This is a genomic window from Xanthomonas sp. D-99, from assembly GCF_017746145.1.
Taxonomy (GTDB): Bacteria; Pseudomonadota; Gammaproteobacteria; order Xanthomonadales; family Xanthomonadaceae; genus Xanthomonas; species Xanthomonas cissicola.
Window position 1 is genome coordinate 31,036 of record NZ_JAGHWU010000025.1, and the last position, 18,856, is coordinate 49,891.

The 18,856-nt window shown below is 66.1% G+C and carries 19 protein-coding genes; 5 read left to right on the top strand and 14 right to left on the bottom strand.

The features are described 5' to 3' along the window. Positions 1-64: 64 nt before the first annotated feature. The 7 genes from hslV to J7360_RS11930 form a co-directional block, all read right to left on the bottom strand. Positions 65-616 carry an ATP-dependent protease subunit HslV gene (gene hslV / locus J7360_RS11900; RefSeq protein WP_003482763.1) on the bottom strand — a complete coding sequence of 184 codons (552 nt, stop codon included), beginning with the start codon at positions 614-616 and terminating at the stop codon, positions 65-67. Between the two features lie 195 nt (positions 617-811). Beyond that, on the bottom strand, positions 812-1,729 hold the full coding sequence (xerC, locus tag J7360_RS11905; protein ID WP_057661448.1) for a tyrosine recombinase XerC: 918 nt from the start codon (positions 1,727-1,729) through the stop codon (positions 812-814). A 180-nt stretch (positions 1,730-1,909) separates the two neighbouring features. Beyond that, the gene (locus J7360_RS11910; RefSeq protein WP_007973676.1) at positions 1,910-2,581 is read right to left on the bottom strand and encodes a DUF484 family protein; all 672 of its coding nucleotides are present in this window, start codon (positions 2,579-2,581) and stop codon (positions 1,910-1,912) included. Further along, on the bottom strand, positions 2,578-3,432 hold the full coding sequence (gene dapF / locus J7360_RS11915) for a diaminopimelate epimerase (protein ID WP_022558203.1): 855 nt from the start codon (positions 3,430-3,432) through the stop codon (positions 2,578-2,580). The genes J7360_RS11910 and dapF overlap by 4 nt, the downstream gene beginning before the upstream one ends. Continuing rightward, a complete protein-coding gene (locus tag J7360_RS11920; RefSeq protein ID WP_022558202.1) occupies positions 3,422-3,676 on the bottom strand; it encodes a lipoprotein in 255 nt (84 codons plus the stop codon). The genes dapF and J7360_RS11920 overlap by 11 nt, the downstream gene beginning before the upstream one ends. A gap of 56 nt (positions 3,677-3,732) precedes the next feature. Continuing rightward, a complete protein-coding gene (locus J7360_RS11925) occupies positions 3,733-4,131 on the bottom strand; it encodes a YbaN family protein (protein WP_057661446.1) in 399 nt (132 codons plus the stop codon). Between the two features lie 362 nt (positions 4,132-4,493). Beyond that, on the bottom strand, positions 4,494-6,629 hold the full coding sequence (locus tag J7360_RS11930; protein WP_057661477.1) for a S9 family peptidase: 2,136 nt from the start codon (positions 6,627-6,629) through the stop codon (positions 4,494-4,496). A gap of 109 nt (positions 6,630-6,738) precedes the next feature. Between J7360_RS11930 and J7360_RS11935 the strand changes: the two genes are divergently transcribed. Next, positions 6,739-7,923: a pyridoxal phosphate-dependent aminotransferase gene (locus tag J7360_RS11935; RefSeq protein WP_209033913.1), complete on the top strand. Its 1,185-nt coding sequence runs from the start codon at positions 6,739-6,741 to the stop codon at positions 7,921-7,923. A 389-nt stretch (positions 7,924-8,312) separates the two neighbouring features. Here J7360_RS11935 and J7360_RS11940 read toward each other — a convergent pair whose 3' ends face one another. Next, the gene (locus J7360_RS11940) at positions 8,313-10,406 is read right to left on the bottom strand and encodes a prolyl oligopeptidase family serine peptidase (RefSeq protein ID WP_007973684.1); all 2,094 of its coding nucleotides are present in this window, start codon (positions 10,404-10,406) and stop codon (positions 8,313-8,315) included. Between the two features lie 67 nt (positions 10,407-10,473). Then, positions 10,474-10,785 carry a hypothetical protein gene (locus J7360_RS11945; RefSeq protein ID WP_057661442.1) on the bottom strand — a complete coding sequence of 104 codons (312 nt, stop codon included), beginning with the start codon at positions 10,783-10,785 and terminating at the stop codon, positions 10,474-10,476. A 376-nt stretch (positions 10,786-11,161) separates the two neighbouring features. Between J7360_RS11945 and J7360_RS11950 the strand changes: the two genes are divergently transcribed. From J7360_RS11950 to J7360_RS11960, 3 genes are all read left to right on the top strand, one after another. After that, the gene (locus J7360_RS11950; protein WP_017155433.1) at positions 11,162-11,731 is read left to right on the top strand and encodes a lipocalin family protein; all 570 of its coding nucleotides are present in this window, start codon (positions 11,162-11,164) and stop codon (positions 11,729-11,731) included. Between the two features lie 33 nt (positions 11,732-11,764). Then, entirely contained in the window at positions 11,765-12,106 is a 342-nt protein-coding gene (locus J7360_RS11955; protein ID WP_057661440.1) for a hypothetical protein, read from the top strand. An 84-nt stretch (positions 12,107-12,190) separates the two neighbouring features. Next, a complete protein-coding gene (locus tag J7360_RS11960; protein ID WP_057661438.1) occupies positions 12,191-12,469 on the top strand; it encodes a hypothetical protein in 279 nt (92 codons plus the stop codon). A gap of 158 nt (positions 12,470-12,627) precedes the next feature. Here J7360_RS11960 and J7360_RS11965 read toward each other — a convergent pair whose 3' ends face one another. Then, a complete protein-coding gene (locus J7360_RS11965; protein ID WP_005916857.1) occupies positions 12,628-13,593 on the bottom strand; it encodes a YafY family protein in 966 nt (321 codons plus the stop codon). Positions 13,594-14,142: 549 nt separating this feature from the next. Between J7360_RS11965 and J7360_RS11970 the strand changes: the two genes are divergently transcribed. After that, on the top strand, positions 14,143-14,943 hold the full coding sequence (locus J7360_RS11970; protein WP_005916853.1) for a DUF481 domain-containing protein: 801 nt from the start codon (positions 14,143-14,145) through the stop codon (positions 14,941-14,943). Positions 14,944-15,268: 325 nt separating this feature from the next. Here the strand turns inward: J7360_RS11970 and hemC are convergent, their stop codons facing one another. Genes hemC through J7360_RS11990 form a run of 4 tightly spaced genes read right to left on the bottom strand, consistent with a single transcriptional unit; the run spans position 15,269 to position 18,707 of the window. Next, the gene (gene hemC / locus J7360_RS11975; protein WP_057661436.1) at positions 15,269-16,183 is read right to left on the bottom strand and encodes a hydroxymethylbilane synthase; all 915 of its coding nucleotides are present in this window, start codon (positions 16,181-16,183) and stop codon (positions 15,269-15,271) included. 30 nt (positions 16,184-16,213) lie between these two features. Then, on the bottom strand, positions 16,214-16,951 hold the full coding sequence (locus J7360_RS11980; protein WP_057661432.1) for a LytTR family DNA-binding domain-containing protein: 738 nt from the start codon (positions 16,949-16,951) through the stop codon (positions 16,214-16,216). 30 nt (positions 16,952-16,981) lie between these two features. Beyond that, the gene (locus tag J7360_RS11985; protein ID WP_007965004.1) at positions 16,982-18,034 is read right to left on the bottom strand and encodes a sensor histidine kinase; all 1,053 of its coding nucleotides are present in this window, start codon (positions 18,032-18,034) and stop codon (positions 16,982-16,984) included. Between the two features lie 4 nt (positions 18,035-18,038). Next, positions 18,039-18,707, bottom strand: a complete 669-nt coding sequence (locus tag J7360_RS11990) for an alpha/beta hydrolase (protein WP_057661430.1) — start codon at positions 18,705-18,707, stop codon at positions 18,039-18,041. Positions 18,708-18,856 lie beyond the last annotated feature (149 nt).

The window sequence follows — 18,856 nt, forward strand, 5'->3', positions numbered from 1 at the left end:
ATCGAGGCATGTCCAGGTGCAGGGAAAGGAGCGCTTTTGCGAATCCCCAATCCCGAATCCCGAATCACAGCTCTTCGACCACCACGTTGCGATTGGTATAGATGCAGATATCGCCGGCGATATTGATCGCTTCGGCGGCAATGGTCTTGGCATCCAGTTGCGTGTGCGCCAGCAGCGCGCGCGCTGCCGACAAGGCGTACGAGCCACCCGAGCCGATGGCGATGATGCCGTCTTCCGGTTCGATCACATCGCCGGTGCCGCTGATGATCAGCGAGGTCTCTTTGTCGGCCACGGCCAGCAGCGCTTCGAGCTTGCCCAGCCGGCGCTCGGTGCGCCAATCCTTGGCCAGTTCCACGGCAGCGCGCGTCAGCTGGCCGTGCTTGTCGAGCTTGGCTTCGAACAATTCGAACAGGGTGAACGCATCGGCTGCCGCGCCAGCGAAACCGGCCAGCACCTGACCCTCGCGCCCGAGCCGACGTACCTTGCGCGCATTGCCCTTCATGACCGTATGGCCAAGGGTGACCTGGCCATCGCCGGCAACGGCGACATGCCCACCACGTCGAACCGAAATGATGGTGGTGGCGTGAACGATGTTGGGGTTCTGGCTAGGGTCCATGGATCCTCCGGGGGTTTCCAAGGAGGTGGGGACGCCCCTGCCGGGTTCAAGCACGCTGCGACCAGTCGCCGCAGGTTGGTGTGGCAGCGCTCACTTGCGAGACAGCAACACGTTGCACGCGACATGCAGACCGACCTGCGGCAGTGAACTGCAGGAGTCGATGACGCCGGCTGCCGGTCGCTTACAGCTTAGCGCTCACTCTGCAGCTTTCTTGCGCCTGGCACGCGGATGCGCGGCATCGTAGACCTTGGCCAAGTGTTGGAAATCCAGATGCGTGTAGATCTGGGTGGTGGCAATGTCCGAATGGCCCAGCAACTCCTGCACGCCGCGCAGATCGCCGGACGATTCCAGGATATGACTGGCGAAACTGTGCCGCAGCATATGCGGATGCACGTCCTTGAACATGCCCTGGCGCACGGCAAGTTGCTTGATGCGGATCTGCACTGCACGTTGCGAAATCGCACCGCCGGCACGGCCAGGGAAGACGTGGCTGTCGGCGCTTGCACCACTGTCGCGCCGCCATTCGCGCAAGGCGGCGATCGCGTGCGAGCCCACCGGCACCAGGCGCTGCTTGCTGCCTTTGCCGAGTACCATCACCAGGCCGCTGTCCAGGTCCAGGTCGCGCCAGCGTAATGCGCATAACTCGCTCAGGCGCAGCCCGGACGAGTAGAACACTTCCAGCAACGCGCGATCGCGCAGGCCCAGTGGCGCATCGGTCGGCACTTCCACCAGACGCACCGCTTCGTCGGCGTCCAGCACCTGCGGCAACTTGCGCGGCGCCTTGGGCGCACGCAGCGCCGCCGCCGGGCTGGCCGAAATACGGCCATGCTTGAGCAACCAGGCGTAATAACTGCGGCATGCCGACAGACGGCGCTGCAGGCTCTTTGCCGACAGCCCGCGCCGATGTTCTGCCGCAACGAATTGCCGCAAGTGCGCGGTATCGAACTGTGCAGTCTCGGCAGGCACTGCAGCGTCCTGCACGCCATCGTCGGTCGTCTGCTCAGCCGCCCAGACGACCAGGGCAGCAAGGTCGCGCCGATACGCGTCCAGCGTGTGCGCCGATACTTGCCGCTCGACCTGCAGGTATGTCAGGAACTCGTCGACCGATGACACGTCAGCGCCTCCGATATCGCGGCGCGACTGCGGTCACCTGCACATGCGCGCGGAACGCGCGCCCCGCAGGTGCAGACAACCCGGATAGTCGACTGGCACCTCCTCGCCCTCCCCGCTGCCGAAGCAGCGCCATCGCCAACGACCCCGTGCCGCCAACGTCGATGGACGCAGCCATCGGCCTCACACGTCGAAGCGTTGCAACGCCACGCTCAGCGATTCGCCCATCATGCGCAGGAACAGCGTACCCATGCCGGGATAGAACCGGTTGGCATCGCTGCTCCCCACTGCGATCAGGCCGATGCCCGGCAGCGGCAGCAGCGCGGTGGATTGCACCTGCCCCGCCTGTGCGCCGTAAAGCAGCGCGTGTTTTTCAGCCTGCAGGCGGCCGCAGATGGGCTCGCCATCGCTCAGGCAATCGCGGAACGGCGCCAGCCGTGCATCGTCGATGGCGATGATCTGCAGCCAGTCCGCATCCAGCGCATCGATGGGTTTGAGCAACACCAGCCGCACCAGTTCGCCGTTGAAATCTTCTGCCAGCGAGGCGGCCATCGCCTTGAGCGTGTCGGCCGCGCTGGTCTGGCGCATCAACGCAAGCGTGAGTTGATGCGTGCGTACCGCCAGCCGCTCGTTTTCCTGCGCATTGCTGCCCAGCTCGTGCAGGCGCCGCGACAGTTCGCGGTTCTTGTCGCGTAGCACTTCCAGCTGGTAGGTGGCCAACGAGGCGGTGGGGCCGTCATCGCGCGGCACCAGCAAGCTCACCGCCAGATCCGGAAACTGCTTGAGGAAGGTGGGGTGACGTCGCAGCCACGTGGCCACTTCGTGCGCGCCGAATTTGTCCGTGTTCTCGCTCATCGGTTCCACTCTCCATCGAAGACGAACACAGCCGGGCCGGACATCACGACCTGCTCCTGGTCGCCGGGCCAACGAATGCGTAACTCGCCACCGGGCAAGGACACCTGCACGTCGCGCTCGACACGGCCGCGCTGCATCAACACCACCGCAGCCGCACAGGCGCCACTCCCACAGGCCAGCGTTTCGCCAACGCCGCGCTCGAACACGCGCAGGCGCACATGCGCGGGGTCGACCACCTGCGCGAAACCCACATTGACCGAATCGGGAAACGCGGCGTTCTGCTGCAGCAGCGCGCCCACGCGTTCCACCGGCGCTGCATCGACGCGACCGACTTCGACCACCGCGTGCGGGTTGCCCATCGACACCGCACCAAAGCGCACGGTCTCGCCGTGCACCGGCAGCGCATATTCGTCGCGTGCATGGGCAAACCCGGCCAGCGGAATCTGGGTGGGCTCGAACTGCGGGACGCCCATCGCCACCGCGTAACGGTCGCCGTCGAGGCGCTCGACCGCGTGCGCGGTCACCGGACTGTCGATGATGAAGCGCTCGCCCTGGGCGGTGCCGTCGCGCACCAGCCATGCGGCGACACAACGTGCGCCATTGCCGCATTGGCGCGCGGCCGAGCCATCGGAATTCCAGATGCCGTAGGCTGCCGCGGCGCCGTCGCTGCGCGGCGCCTCGATGGTCAGGATCTGATCGCAGCCAACGCCGAAGTGACGGTCGGCCAACTGCGCTGCCAGTGCGGCATCCGGTGGTGGCGTACCGTCGCGCAGGTCCAGCACCACGAAATCGTTGCCGGCGCCATGCATTTTGGTGAAACGCAGACGCCCGCTGCGACCGTCAGCGCTCATTGCCGCTGCTAGCGGGCTGGTCGGTGGTGGATGCAGGCTTGGTGTCGCCATCCACCGGCGCAGGCGTGGACTCGTCCAGCGGTTGCGACGCATCCGCCGGCTGCGGCTGCGGCACCGGCTGGGCTTCCACCGGCACCGGCTTCTGCGGCATCACCAGCGGGCCCTTGTTGCCGCAGGCGGCAAGCAGGACAAAGGTCGCACCAACCAGTGCGAGACGAACAGACGGTCGGGACATAATGCTCATAGGCCGAAGTATAGCCAGAACACCGTTATGGCCGTGCGCTCGGTGGCCCGCTGCGTTCAGTGCGCGCCGGGCAGCGGGCGCGGCGGCGGCTCGGGACGCAACCACAGCCAGATCGCTACCACGACCATGCTGCCGATCGACAGGCACTTGACCCAGAACACCGGCACGCACCACAGCATGATCGCGGCGCAGACCGTCATGGTCAGCGTCGCCATCCACTTGGCCTTGCGGCTGACCGCACGGTAGGTCTGCCATTCCACGATCGCCGGGCCGAAGCGCGGATGCGACAGCAGCCAGTTGTGCAGGCGTTCGGACCCGTGCGAGGCCGCCCAGGCAGAGATCAGGATGAAGACCGTTGTCGGCAGCCCCGGGACGAAGATCCCGACGATACCGGTGGCCAGGCTGGCGTAGGCCAGCAACCACCAGGCCCAGCGGAATCGAGTCGGTCGTGTCATGCGCAAATCATACGGCCAGCGCTGCGGTTTGGTGAGTCGGCCCTGCAGCGGCGATTGTGTCGCTGCGGGAGGGCGCGCTGTCCACAGCGGGCGGTGTGCAGCGCGCCGGCCACCAGAGGTGCCAAGGCGCCCCCAGCCTCTCTGCGGTCAGACACGCAGCCCAATATGCAGCGACGACGGACTGGTACCCGGCTCGGTTCGGGGCGAGGCGACGAACGCAACGCGCCGATAAGGACGAGCGAAGGCCGGGGAGCGGAACATGGAGAGAGGCTAGCCCTCGCATCCCACGAGCAGCCAGCTCCAGCCCACGCCATCTGTTCCAACCAATCCCAAATCCCGACTCCCCAATCCCGGCCCTCCAGCTACTTCACGCCCAGCTGATCCAGCACGAACGCATACGATTCGGCCAGCTCGCGGTAGCGGCGGAAGCGTCCGGATTTGCCGCCATGCCCGGCTTCCATATTGGTGCGGAACACGATGGGCTGGGTGCCGGTGTTGTCGTCGCGCAGCTTGGCCACCCACTTGGCCGGCTCCCAATACTGGACCTGCGAATCCCACAATCCGGTGCCCACGAACAGCGCCGGGTACGCCTGCTCGCGCACGTTGTCATATGGCGAGTACGACAGCATGTACGCGTAATAGTCCGGGGTTTCCGGGTTGCCCCACTCGTCGTATTCGTTGGTGGTGAGCGGAATGCTGGCGTCGAGCATGGTGGTGACCACATCGACGAACGGCACCTGCGCGACCATCACGCGATAGTCCTGCGGCGCCATATTGGCCACCGCGCCCATCAGCAGACCGCCGGCGCTACCACCGGATGCGGCAACGCGGTCCTTGGCGGCGTATCCCTGGGCGACCAGACCGCGGGTGACATCGATAAAGTCATTGAAGGTGTTTTTCTTGTGCAGCAACTTGCCATCGTCGTACCACTGGCGACCCATTTCCTGGCCGCCGCGGATGTGTGCGATGGCATACACCACACCGCGGTCCAGCAGGCTGATCGCCGGCAGATTGAATGCCGGGTCCATCGACATGCCGTAACTGCCATACGCATACTGAAACAGCGCTGCGCTGCCGTCCTTCTTGAAGCCCTTTTTGTACACCAGCGACACCGGCACCTTGACCCCGTCGCGCGCCGTCACCCACACGCGTTCGGTCACGTATTTGCTGGCGTCGTAGCCGATCACCGGTTGCTGCTTGAGCAACCTGCGCTCGCCGGTCTGCGTATTGAGCTCGTAGGTGGTCGCCGGCGTGGTCAGCGAGGTGTAGCTGTAGCGCAGCCAGGCGGTATCCGGCTCGGAGTTGACAGACAGACCCATCGAATAAGCCGGTTCATCGGCCTTGACGTATTGCGGCTCCCCCGCAAGCGCCCCCACCTCCATGTGCGGACCGTTGAATTGAAGGCGCACACGCTCCAGTCCGCCGGATCGCTCTTCGATGGCGGTAAACCCATCGAACAACTCGAAGTCTTCGATGTAGACGTTGTCGTCGTGCGCCACCCAGTCGGTCCACTGCGTGCGTGTGGTCGCATCGGTGGGCGCAGTGACCAGCTTGAAGTTCCTGGCGTCATCGGCATTGGTGCGAATCACCCAGCGGCCATCGAAATGCTCGGCGTGGTATTCCACATCGCGCTCGCGCTTGGCCAGCACCTTGAAGGCGTCCGGCTTGGCGGCCAGCGCGTAGCGGGTTTCCGAAGAGACCGTGCTTTCCACCTCGATGGTGATGTACTTGTCGTCGCGGGTACGGCCGATGCCCATGTAGAAGCTGTCGTCCTTCTCTTCGTACACCAGCACATCGTCCCTGGACGGCGTGCCCAGCACATGCTTTTTCACGCGCACGGTGAGCAGCGTTTCCGGGTCGTTTTCGATATAGAACAGCGTCTTGTTGTCGTCGGCCCACACCACGTTGGCCGAGACGCCTTCCACAGTGTCCGGATAGAGTTCGCCGGTCTCCAGGTTCTTGAAGCGGATGGTGTATTGACGGCGGCCAACGGCATCGTCGGCCCAGGCGAGGATGCGATTGTCCTGGCTCACCGCGGCATCGCCCACGCTGAAGTAGCCCTTGCCCTGCGCCATCTGGTTGACGTCGAGCAGGATCTCTTCCGGCGCCTCCATGCTGCCCTTGCGGCGCGCCTGGATCGGATAATCCTTGCCGGTTTCGAACCGCGTGTAATACCAATAGCCGCGCTCGCGATACGGCACGCTGGCATCATCCTGTTTGATGCGCCCGACGATCTCGGTATACAGCGCTTCTTCCAAGGGTTTCAGCGGCGCCATCACCTTGTCGGTGTAGGCATTTTCGGCGTTGAGATACGCCAGCATCGCCTTGTCTTGGCGCTTGTCGTCGCGCAACCAGTAATAGTCGTCGTTGCGGGTCGCACCGAACGGCGCCTTGACCACATGCGGGTGCTTGGCAACGTCTGGCGGCGACGGAAGAGCGGCGAAAGCAGGGACTGTGGTCATCAGGCTGGCGATCAGGAGAGTGAGGATGGGCTTCATCAGATTGGGATCCATTGGATGAACGCAATGCCATCCCGGTGCCCGAGTGTGGAAGAGACTTCTGTCGGGCGCCATGTGTCCCAGGTCATGCTGGTCTATCATCGAACCAATGGATTCCTCACTTCCGTACGCAGGCGGCTATAGCCGCCGCAGCCAGGACATCGCTCCGTTTCATGTCATGTCGCTGCTGGCACGCGCCAATGCGCTCGAGCAGGCCGGCCACGACGTGATCCACCTGGAAATCGGCGAGCCCGATTTCACCACGGCCGCACCCATCGTCGCGGCCGGCCAGGCGGCATTGGCGGCCGGCCACACCCGCTACACCGCCGCACGCGGGCTACCGGCGCTGCGCGAGGCGATTGCCGGCTTCTATGCGCAGCGCTACGCCTGCCACCTCGATCCGGAGCGGGTTCTGGTGACACCCGGGGGGTCTGGCGCATTGCTGCTGGCCAGCAGCCTGCTGGTGGATCCGGGCAAGCATTGGTTGCTCGCCGACCCGGGTTACCCCTGCAACCGCCACTTTCTGCGCCTGGTCGAGGGCGCCGCGCAATTGGTCCCGGTCGGCCCGGACACCGATTATCAGTTGACCCCTGCGCTGGTGGAGAGCGCCTGGAACGACGGCAGCGTGGGCGCCCTGGTCGCCTCGCCGGCGAACCCCACCGGCAGCGTGCTGTCGCGCACGCAACTGGCTGCGCTTTCGCAGACGCTGCATGCGCGCGGCGGCCACCTGGTGGTGGACGAGATCTACCACGGCCTGACCTACGGCCTGGATGCGCACAGCGTGCTGGAAGTGGACGACAGCGCCTTCGTATTGAACAGTTTTTCCAAGTATTTCGGCATGACCGGGTGGCGGCTGGGCTGGCTGATCGCGCCGCCCGACGCGGTGCCGGAACTGGAAAAGCTCGCGCAGAATCTGTACATCAGCGCCTCGACCATTGCCCAGCACGCCGCACTGGCCTGCTTTACGCCTGAGAGCATCGCCCTCTTCGAAGCGCGCCGCGCCGAGTTCCAGGAGCGTCGCGATTACCTGCTGCCGGCATTGCGCGCGCTGGGGTTGGAGATCGCAGTCGAACCGCAAGGCGCGTTTTATCTGTATGCGGACATCAGCCGGTTTTCAAATGATGCGCAGGCGTTTTGCGCGCATTTCTTGGAAACCGAACATGTTGCGTTCACGCCCGGCATCGATTTCGGCCACTACCGCGCCAATCAGCATGTACGCATTGCCTACACGCAAAGCCTGCCGCGCCTGGAACAGGCGGTGGAGCGGATTGCGCGTGGGTTGAAGCGGTTGTAGTGAACGAAGTCGCCCGCAGTGCGATGCATTGGAAGTGTTTGCCGGATGCGCCGACGTTGCGCATCCACACTCGCAATGCGCGCAGCCGTGGCCGCTTGAGTAGCTGTGTGATTTTTGCCACGCGTCACTCACCGCCGTACGATGCAACAGCTGCGTGGGTGGTGCGTATCCTCATCCTCCCTTCGGGCACCTTCTCTCCCATGAAGGAGGACAATGTCCCGACGGGAGAAGCACGCAGCCAGGGAGCGGCACGTCTGCTGCCACTGCGCCCTGACGGAATAAGGCACGCCATGGCCTGCATGTTTCAACCACGCCCCTAACGACGCCAGGCCGCTGCAGACTGCCAGCGGCCTCGTGCTGCGCGACGCACTGCACACGCAGCCCTAGCCTCAGTCGGCCAACCGCTCCCACAGGAAGCTGTACGCCAGCGCGGCCATATGCGCGGCCTGCGCGTTATTGGCCGCACCGCCGTGGCCACCTTCGATGTTCTCGTAATAGGTCACGTCCTTGCCGGCCTCGATCATCTTGGCGGCCATCTTGCGGGCGTGGCCGGGATGCACGCGGTCGTCGCGCGTGGAGGTCAGGAAGATCACCGGCGGGTAGGTCTTCTTGGCATCGAACAGGTGGTAAGGCGAGAAGGTCTGGATGAACGTCCAGTCGTCGGTGTCGGGGTTGCCGTATTCGGCCATCCACGAGGCGCCGGCCAGCAGGTGACTGTAGCGCTTCATGTCCAGCAGCGGCACCTGCACCACCACCGCGCCGAACAGTTCCGGATACTGGGTGAGCATGTTGCCGGTCATCAGGCCGCCATTGCTGCCGCCCTGCACGCCCAGATGCTTGGTCGAGGTGATCTTGCGTGCCACCAGATCCTTGGCCACCGCGGCCATGTCCTCGTAGGCCTTGTGGCGATTCTGCTTGAGCGCGGCCTGGTGCCAGCGCGGGCCGTATTCGCCACCGCCGCGGATATTGGCCACCACGTAGACGCCACCCTTCTCCAGCCAGGCGCGCCCCAGGCCACCGGAGTAATTGGGCGTCATCGAAATTTCGAAACCGCCGTAGCCGTACAGCAAGGTCGGCGCGCTGCCGTCGAGCTTCAAGGCCTTCGGGCGTACCAGGAAATACGGCACGCGCGTGCCGTCCTTGCTGGTGGCGAAGTGCTGCTCGATGGTGTCCTTGCCGGCCTCGAAGAACGCCGGCATGGTCTTGAGCGGCTGCGGCGCAGCGCCCACGTCCACCCACGACAAGGTCGTGGGGGTCAGGTAATCGGTGACGGTGAGCCACAACGCATCGCTGTCGTCGCTATCCACCGCGCCGACATCCACCGTACCGAAACTCGGCGCGCCGACGAACGCGCTCTTTTTCCAGCCACCGCGCGAGGGTGTGATCACGCTCAGACGGTTCTTGACGTCTTCCAGCACGTTCAACACCAGATGCGACTTGGTCCACGCCATGCCGGCCAGCGAGGTGGTGTCGGTGGGCTCGAACAACACGTCGAAGTTGCGTTTGCCTGCCATGAAATCGTCGAAACGCGTGGCCAGCAAGGTGCCGGGCTTGTAGGTCTTGCCGCCTACCGTCCACGGTTCGCGCAGCTCCAGCGTCAGCCACTGGCGCTTGACCGACTTGCTGGCCGAATTGGGCACATCCACCTTGACCAGCGTGCCGTCGGCGCCCTTGAGATACAGCTCGTCGTTGTAGAAGGCGAGCGTGCGGCTGACGAAATCGCGCTCGAATCCGGGCGTGTCATCATGCATGGCCGCGATGTACATATCGGTCGGCTTGCCTTCGTACACCACGGTCGCGGCAGTCAGAGGCGTGCCGCGCTTCCACTGCTTGGCGATGCGCGGGTAGCCGGAGCTGGTCATGCTGCCGGCGCCGAAATCGGTGAACACGTAGACAGTGTCCCGGTCGATCCAGCCCAGCCCACCCTTGGACTCGGGACGGAAGAAGCCGTCCTTGACCCATTGCTTGCTGCCCAGATCGAACTCGCGCGTGACATCGGCATCGGCACCGCCGCGCGACAACGCGATCAGGCAGCGCTGGTAGTCCGGGCGCAGGCAGTCGGCACCGTGCCACACCCAGTTTTCGCCTTCGGCCTTGTTGAGCGCATCCAGGTCCAGCACCGTTTCCCACTTGGGCGAGGCCTTGCGGTACTCGTCCAGCGTGGTGCGCCGCCACAGGCCGCGCTCGTGCTGCTTGTCCTTCCAGAAGTTGTAGTAGAACGCGCCGATCTTCTGCACGCCGGGAATCTTGGCGTCCGAATCCAGCACTTCGCGGATGCTGGTTTCCATCTGCTTGAACGCCGGCGTGCTGGCCAACCGCGCCTCGGTCTTGGCGTTCTGGGTCTTGACCCAGTCCAGCGGCTTGGCGCCGGTGACATCTTCCAGCCAGGCGTAGGGATCGTTGGACACGGGGGGTTCCTCTGCAGAGACGGCGCCAGCGGTGATCAGGCCGGCAACCAGGCAGATCGAGGCGAACTTGGGCATGAATGTTTCCGGAAAAACGAATGCCCGGAACGTAGCACAGCGCCCTGCCGGCCAACCCTGCCGAAGGTCAGGCTGCGCGCGCCTGTGTCGCCGTACGCGAGGAAGTGCGCCGGCGCTGGGCCTGCGGGCCACGCCGCCGGGGCGCAACACGGCGCGCGCCACGCGCTGCCAAAGACGGCAGGGCAAACCGGTGCAGGCTCCACCATGCCAGCATCGGCATGCCGACCAGCCACAGCGGCAACCAGCCGATCCACTCGCTGCTGCCGCGCGCGGCCGGCCAGACCAGCACCAGGGCCAGCCCGGCCAGGGCGAGCTGCCGCACCGGGCGCAGCACACGCGGGTCGGGACGTTCGGAACGGGAAGCAGGGCGATGCGACATGGCGGCACTCCGTGGCAGGAAGGATCACAACAGGCGCGCAGGATTGCCGCAGCCCATCTCACAGGCTGCGACCTTGACGCGGGCATGTGCGGGGCGCGGTTCGGGCGCCTGCCCAAGCGCGTCACGGGCCTCCACGCGTGCTGCTGCCCCCTGCGACGTCGGCGCCCGGCAACCCGCACGCGGCACAGGGCCGAGGCAACGTGGCGGAGCCAGCCGGCCGCGGCGCCAGCGCCTGATCCAGACCCGCAAGCCGGCCCCGGCCGCCCGGCGTCTGCCGCAGATTCCCCGGCCGCCGATGCCAGGCCCGACCGTTGACGCGAACTTGCCCCCTGCATGCGGTAGTGTGCTGCTCCGATTGCCTCTTTGTGATGTTGCGATGCGCCTGACCGTTACGATCGCCCTCGCTTTTCTGCTCGTCCTCGGCCTGCCCGTGGCGCATGCCAAGGACACGCCCGCCACGGAGCCGGCAATCGATTTGTCCAAGATCATGGGCACCTGGTACGTGATTGCGCGCATGCCCAACGCGGTCGAGCGTGGCCACGTCACCAGCCGCGACGAATACACCCTGGTCGAAGACGGCAAGGTGGCGGTGCGCTATCTGTACCGCGACGGGTTCGGCGAGCCGGAAAAGGAAGTCAATGCGCGCGCCTCGGTGGATGCCGACAGCGGCAACCGCGACTGGCGGGTGTGGTTCTACAAGGTCATCCCGGCCAAGCAGCGCATTCTGGAAATCGCCCCCGACGGCTCATGGATGCTGATCTCCTACCCCGGCCGCGACCTGGCCTGGATCTTCTCGCGCAAGCCGGACATGAGCCGCGACCAGTACCGCATGCTGGTCAACAAGATGCGCGACGACTATTCCATCTATACCGACAAACTCAAGCGGGTGCCGCAGCTGCGCGAGCAGGTGGACCGCCTGGGCTTCGAAGTGCCGAACAAGCGTTAGCGCGATCGAACGTCATCCCCCGGGAGGTATGGCATGAAGGTCCAGTACTTGGAGATCGTGACACACGACCTGGAGGCGGTCTGCGCCGCCTATGCGGTGCAGGGCGCGCAATTCGGCGAGCCGGTGCCCGAACTGGGCAACGCCCGCACCGCAAACCTGGCGGGCGGCGGCATCGTCGGTGTTCGCGCACCTTTGCGCGAGTCGGAACGGCCTGTTGTTCGCCCATACTGGCGCGTCGAAGACATCGAGTCGGCGGTTTCGGCCATCGTGGAGGCAGGCGGCACGGTCGCAGTCCCACCGATGGAACTTCCCGGCCGGGGTCGATGTGCCATCTACCTGCTCGGTGGAAACGATCACGGCCTATGGCAGCTCTAGCGCCTGTGATCGTGTCTGTCGCGCGGCCTGACAATGCGTCCAGGCCGACGCCGCTTCGCGGCTAACGCAGGTGCCAGGGGCCCCATGCCGGAACAGGCGACCGCTGGCAGCAGAGGCCTAGTCGTTCGAGTCGGCACGCGTGTCCAAGTCCTGCATCTCCACCATTCCACTGTCTGCCACCTGCCGCAGCTGGAACGAGATCGACTTTTCTCGATGGTCGGCGACACATTCGAGGTTTACGAGGTGGATCGGTGGGGACAGGCCTGGCTAGAGAAGCAGTGGCATCAGGGTGAGGATCTGGTTGACTCCCACTCCTTGGGCTTGGAGCCGCAGCAGATGCTCGCGGTGCAGGATGGGGCCTGACGCGTGATAAGGACGAACCCGCTTCGCAACTTGGCTTGATTCAGGCCTTGGGCCTGGCCGACCGCATCTGCGCCGACCAGGCCCGATGCGTCTTCCAGACGCGTGCACGTGCCTGCCGCGACCGCGGCCCTGCTCACTGCGTCATCTGTCTGCCAGGCTCAGTCGTAATTGCTCAGCGCCAGCGACAACAACGCCTTGGCCTGCTCGCGCAGCGACATGGGCTCGACAATCTCTGCGTCCGAGCCGTAGTGCAGCACGTCCATCAGCAGTTCGCGCGAGTTGCTGTAGGGCAACTTGAGCTCGTAGCGGCCATCGGGCAGAAAGCGGCCCTGCTGCTTGGAATGCCAATGTTCGTCGGCGACCCAGCGCGCGGCCTTGGAACTGAACACGATGGTCGCCCACCCCTTGGGCGCCCCGGAAAAAATGCCGTAGCTGGCGGCAAGCTGCTCGTCCAGTTCGCTGTCGGGCACATCGCGCGGCGCCGCATCGAGCAGACGCGCGTGGTTGATGCGGTCCACCGCAAAGCTGCGTACGCCGTCGCGCCCGTGATCCCACGCGTCCAGATACCAGTTGTCGCGGTAATGGGTAATGCGTTGCGGCGACACCGTGCGCTTGGTCGATTCGTCGGTGGAACGCGCTCGGTAATCGAAGCTCAGCTGCTTGCGCTCCAGCACGCCGGAGGCCACGGTGCGGAAGCTGGCTTCGTCCAGCTTGCGGCCACGGTGTGGAATGACCCGCACCCGATCCACCGGCCATTGCGAGACGCCGGCCTGGGCAGCCAGCAGTCCTTCGATGCGCTGCTGCAGCGGTGCCAGCATCGAGGACAATACCCCGCCACCGGTGCGCGCGAGCAGCTGTTGCGAGGCCAGCAGCGCGTGCAGTTCTTCCGAACTCAGCCACAGGCCGGGCAATTCGAAGCGGTCGCTTTCGCCGGAGAGATAGCGAAAGCCCGATTCGCCATCGCCTTCCACCGGCGCCATCAGCGCGTCGCGCAGAAACGCCAGATCGCGGTAGACGGTTGCACGGGAACAGCTCAGCTCATCCTGCAGCCGCGCCACCGTGACCGGGTAGCGTGCCGATTTGAGCAAGCGATGCAGGGAGTTGATGCGTTCGTAGCGGTCCATGCGTCGATTATGTCCGAGTCTTTGCGCGGCGGGGTGAGCATTGCGATGTGACGGCGGGTAGACAGCGGCAAGCGCCCAGGGGATGTGCGACGCAGCTGCCGGGTCTGTTGGGTCGGTGGCGGCATCCACCGCGCCGGCATCGCGTGAGCGTTCGCGCAGGCCCTTGGTTGGCAGGCAGCGCTGGCAAATGACGCAATCGGGCCGCTGAGGCTCCTGCCGCGTAGCGGGCCAGAGGTGCTGGTGACATCCTCAGGCCGCCTGGCATGCGCACGCGCGCCCGGGCAGGTCGCTGGGATTCACGCCAGGCACCTGTCCCGAGCCACCTTCATTCTCCTGACAACGACTGCGCAGGTCACACCGGCCCTATCGCCAGCCGCTCCCGGATCGCCCTTCTCCGTCGCGCCCAGTTGAAGCGCTGATCGCCCCAGGCCGCTTGCAGCGTCCCAACCGGCAATGAAGCGGATATTCACTTGGCGATGACGTCACCGCACAGTCCGTTATCATGAAATCGCTTCCACCCCTCCTCCCGCCGTCCAAAGCGAGCTGCCCATGTCCCGCCGTGTCCCGTTGCCTGCCCTGTTGCCGCTGTTGTTGATCACGCCCTCCGTCTGGGCCCAGGCAGTCGCACCGGCGCCGGCAGACCCGGCCGCAGTGGTGCTGCCGTCACCGTGGAGCGGCAGCAGCGGCGAGCTCGGCTACGCAGCGGCGCATGGCAACAGCACCACCGACAGCCTCAACGGCCGCGTGCGCTTGCGCTACACCGATGGCGACTGGATCCACAGCCTGGATGCCACCGCGTTGCGGTCGAGTTCGGAATACACCAACACCAACGACGACGGCAGCACCACGCGCGAGCGCCAGACCACAGCCGAGCGCTACACCGGCAGCGTCGGCAGCGCGCTGCAGCTGGGCGAACACCGCCAGCTCACTGCCACCGGCCGCTACGAACACGACGACTTCGCCACCTACGATCGCCTGGCCACCTTTGGTATCGGCTATGGCACGCGCCTGATCGACGCCGACCGCTTCTACCTGGATGCGCAGGTGGGCCCGGGTGTGCGCCGCGCGCACAACAGCGACGAGGACCGCAACGAAACCGGCCTGATCGGCCGCGGCCTGTTCGACCTGAAGTACACCGTCACCGACAACACCGATCTGATCAACACCCTGCTGGTGGAATCGGGCGAGTACAACACCTACGCGCAAAACGATTTCGGCGTGCAGGTCAGCATGAACTCGCACTTTGCGCTGAAGGCGGCGTGGCAGATGCGTCACAACAGCGACGTCAGCGACGGCGACAAGAAGACCGACACGCTGACTACGGTCAATCTGGTCTACACGTTCAAGTAAGCGGCCGCACTCGCTCGCGGCCGCGACGCCGGCTTCCACGACAGCGCCCTGGCCGCGAGACATGCAGGTACCGCCGCCCGGATTGCGCGTGCAGGAGCGGCCCCGACCGCGATGGCTGCTCGTGTAGGAGCGGCCCCGGCCGCGAGGGCGTTACCGGTGCAGCCTGTCGCGGCCAAGGCCGCTGCTACGCAGAGCGGGCATTGCGCGCGCCCGGCGTGGCGCTCGTGACCGGGTTCGATCCTACGGGCGCAGCGGCGGTTTTCTCCGGTCGACGGGTCTGCACGCGCTCGACTTCGGCAGCAGGCGCGCTGTTCCAGACCCGGCGCTACAGCTCGGCCAGCAGCTGCGCGGCGCCCTTGTCGAACAGTCCTTGCGCAACGCGGCGGCCAAGCGCTTCGGTATCGTCGGCGCTGCCATGCGCGTCGGCATGGATCAGGCGGCCGTCGCTGGCGCTGCCCACCATGCCCTGCAGGAACAGGTCCTGCCCTTCCCAGCGCGCGAAGGCGGCCACCGGCACATGGCAGCTGCCGTGCAGGGCGCGATTCATGGCCCGCTCGGCTTCCACGCAGGCACGCGTGCGATCGGCATCCAGCACCGCCAGCAGGCTGTGGATGCGTGCGTCGTCGCCACGGCATTCCACCGCCACCGCGCCTTGGGCAGGTGCGGGCAGCCATTCCGGCGCGTCCAGCCGCGCGCTGATGCGTGCTTCCAGCCCGAGCCGCTGCAGGCCGGCGCAGGCCAGCACGATGGCGTCGTAGCCGCCGTTGTCGAGCTTGGCCAGCCGCGTGTTGACGTTGCCGCGCAGGTCGATCAATTCCAGGTCCGGGCGCGCGGCACGCAACTGCGCCTGGCGACGCAACGAGGAGGTGCCCACGCGCGCGCCCAGCGGCAGCGCCTGCAGGCTGGCATAGAGATTGGACACCAGCGCATCGGCCGGGTCGCCACGCTCCAGGATGGCCGGCAGCACGAACGGGGCATCCAGTTCCATCGGCACGTCCTTGAGCGAATGCACGGCGCAATCGGCTTCGCCGCGCAACATCGCCAACTCCAGCTCCTTCAGGAACAGGCCCTTGCCGCCGATCGCCGCGAGCGAACGGTCCAGCACTTCGTCGCCGCGGGTGCTCATCGGCACCAGCACCACCTCCAGGCCGGGATGGTGCTGACGCAGCGCGGCGGCGACGTGTTCGCTCTGCCAGAGGGCAAGCGGGCTTTTGCGGGTGGCGATACGGAGCGTGGTCATGCCGGCATTATCGCGGAGCCGGCACCGAACTCACAGTTGACGTAATTGATCGCGCAGGTTGGCCACGCAGCGACGACTCACTTCCAGGGTCTGCGGCACGTTGCGCAGCACCGCGTGGACCTGGCCGTCGCCGCTGCGGCGCAGTTCCACCAGCTCATCGCGGGCGACCAGACAATTGCGATGGATGCGCACCAGGCGGTCGGCGAATTCGTCTTCCAGCGACTTCAGCGACTCTTCGATCAGGTCCTCGCCACGCGTGTGATGGACGATGACGTATTTCTCTTCGGCCTGCAGGTAGCGAATGTCGCCGATGGCGATCAGCCGCAGGCTGCCGCGCAGGCGTGCGCACAGATGGGTGCGCAGCGGCCTGGGCGCGGTGCCGGGCACGCGGCCGGCCAGGAAGGTGGCGACTTTCTCCAGTGCAGACGCCAGGCGTTCCGGGCGCACCGGTTTCATCAGGTAATCCAGCGCGGCCGCGTCGAACGCCGACAAGGCATGCTGGTCGTAGGCGGTGCAGAACACCACCGCCGGCGGCGGCTGGCTTTGCCGCAGCAGGCGCGCAGTTTCCAGGCCGTCGACGCCGGGCATGGCGATGTCCAGCAGCACCAGGTCCGGGTGCAGATGTTCGCATTGCTGCAGCACTTGCTGGCCGTTTTCGGCCTCGCCGATCACCTCGACCTGCGGATGCTCGCCCAGCAGCATGCGCAGGCGCTCGCGCGCCAGTGGCTCGTCATCGGCGATCAGCACCCGCACTTGCGTGGCCGTCATGGACTCCCCCTCGCTGCAGTGACTTTCCCCTCACGGCAGCGGCAATGTGATCTCGCAGGCATAGTAGCCTTCAGCCCAGCTGGCCGCCATCCGTGCCCCGGCGCCGAACTGGAACGCCAACCGGTGCGAGATGCTGGCCTGGGCATGCCCGGCGCCGGCCAGCAGCGGCAACTGGGTGCCGGGCTGCGGCGCCGGGTTGACGATGCGGATCTGCAGCTGGTTGCCGCGCTGACGCAGCGACAGGTACAGCGTACCGCCTTCGGGCATGCGCGAAACGCCATGCAGTACCGCATTTTCGACCAGCGGCTGCAGCACCAGCCGCGGCATCGGCAATTCCCACGGCAACGGTTCCTGGCGGTGCCAGCGTACTTGCAGGCGCTCGCCCAGGCGCAGCGATTCGATTGCCAGATAGCGTTCGGCCAGTTCGCATTCGGCACGCAAGGTGGAGACGCCCTCGCCGGCGCCGAGCGCGGCACGGAACAGATCCGACAGGTCCAGCACCGCCTGCTCGGCGACCACCGGGTCGCGCCGCAGCAGGCTGGCGATGAGGTTCATGCTGTTGAACAGGAAGTGCGGGCGGATGCGCGCCTGCAGGGCATCGGCCTCGGCGCGCGCGTTGGCCTGCACCTGCGCCTCCCAGCGGTCGCTGACATAGAAGTAGCGCAGCGCCAGCGCAGTGATCAGCACCACCGTGGCCGCACTGCCAAGCGTGAACCGCCAGAAGCCGACCTGCGCGCCCAGCGGTACCTGCCCGAGCACCGCATACAGGCCATGCACGATGCCGGCACCGAACATCGCCACCACCGCAGCGATCAGCAAGGCGCTCAGCCCGCCCAGCCGTGGCGGCAATCGCGACAAGGTGGGCCGCAACACGCACAGCAGCACGGTGACCGCCAACGCCAGCCACAGCGCCAGGCCGCTGGCGGAGAGGAACCGCGACAACGTGATGCTGCGCGCGGCGCCGGCATCGGGGACCAAGGTCACCACCAGCACCACCAGCTCGGCCAGGCCCAGCATCGCGCCCAACCGCGGCAGCCGGCACAGGTCCGGCATCCAGGCGATCTGCGGTGCGCGCTGGGCCATGGCCTCAGGCAGCGGTGAAGCGCGCCTGCATCCAGTCGCGCAAGGCCTCAATTTCTTCCAGGCAGACCTGGTGGCCCATCGGGTAGGTGTGCCAATCCAATGCGAAGCCCAGCGTGCGCAAGGTCTGCATGCTGGCCTGGCCGGCCGCGAACGGCACCACCGGGTCGGCCGTGCCATGGGCCATGAACAGCGGTTGGCGCAGGGCAGCCGGCTGCAACTGGCTGGCGGCCGCGGCCGGATCCGGTAGATAGGTAGACATGGCGATCAGCCCGGCCAGCGGCACGCTGCGCTGCAGGCCAACGGCCAGGGTCACCGCGCCGCCTTGCGAGAAGCCGGCCAGCAGGATGCGCTCCGGCGGGATGCCGCGACCCTGCTCATGGGCGATCAGGGCTTCGACCTGGGCTACCGATTCGGCGATGCCGGCCTTGTCCGCGCGCTGGGCGAAATCCATGCCGACGATGTCGTACCAGCCGCGCATGCGCACGCCGTTGTTGATGGTGATCGGGCGGATCGGCGCATGCGGGAACACGAAGCGCAGCGCAGGCCAGTGCGGGCGTACCAGCTCGGGCACCATCGGGGCGAAATCGCTGCCATCGGCGCCCAGGCCATGCAGCCACAGCACGCTCCATTGCGGGTTCGGTCCGGTCTCGCGTTCGATCACTTCCAGCATCATCCAGCTCCGCTTGCGGGCTGGGCATTATGCCTTGCGCGAGGGGTGGGCCAGATCAGCTGGCGCCAGAGGCTCGAGGCCCGCCGATCGCCACCGGCCTGCCGCATGCGATGCCGCCACAGCGCCGGCCACCGAGGCCAGCGCCGATGCAC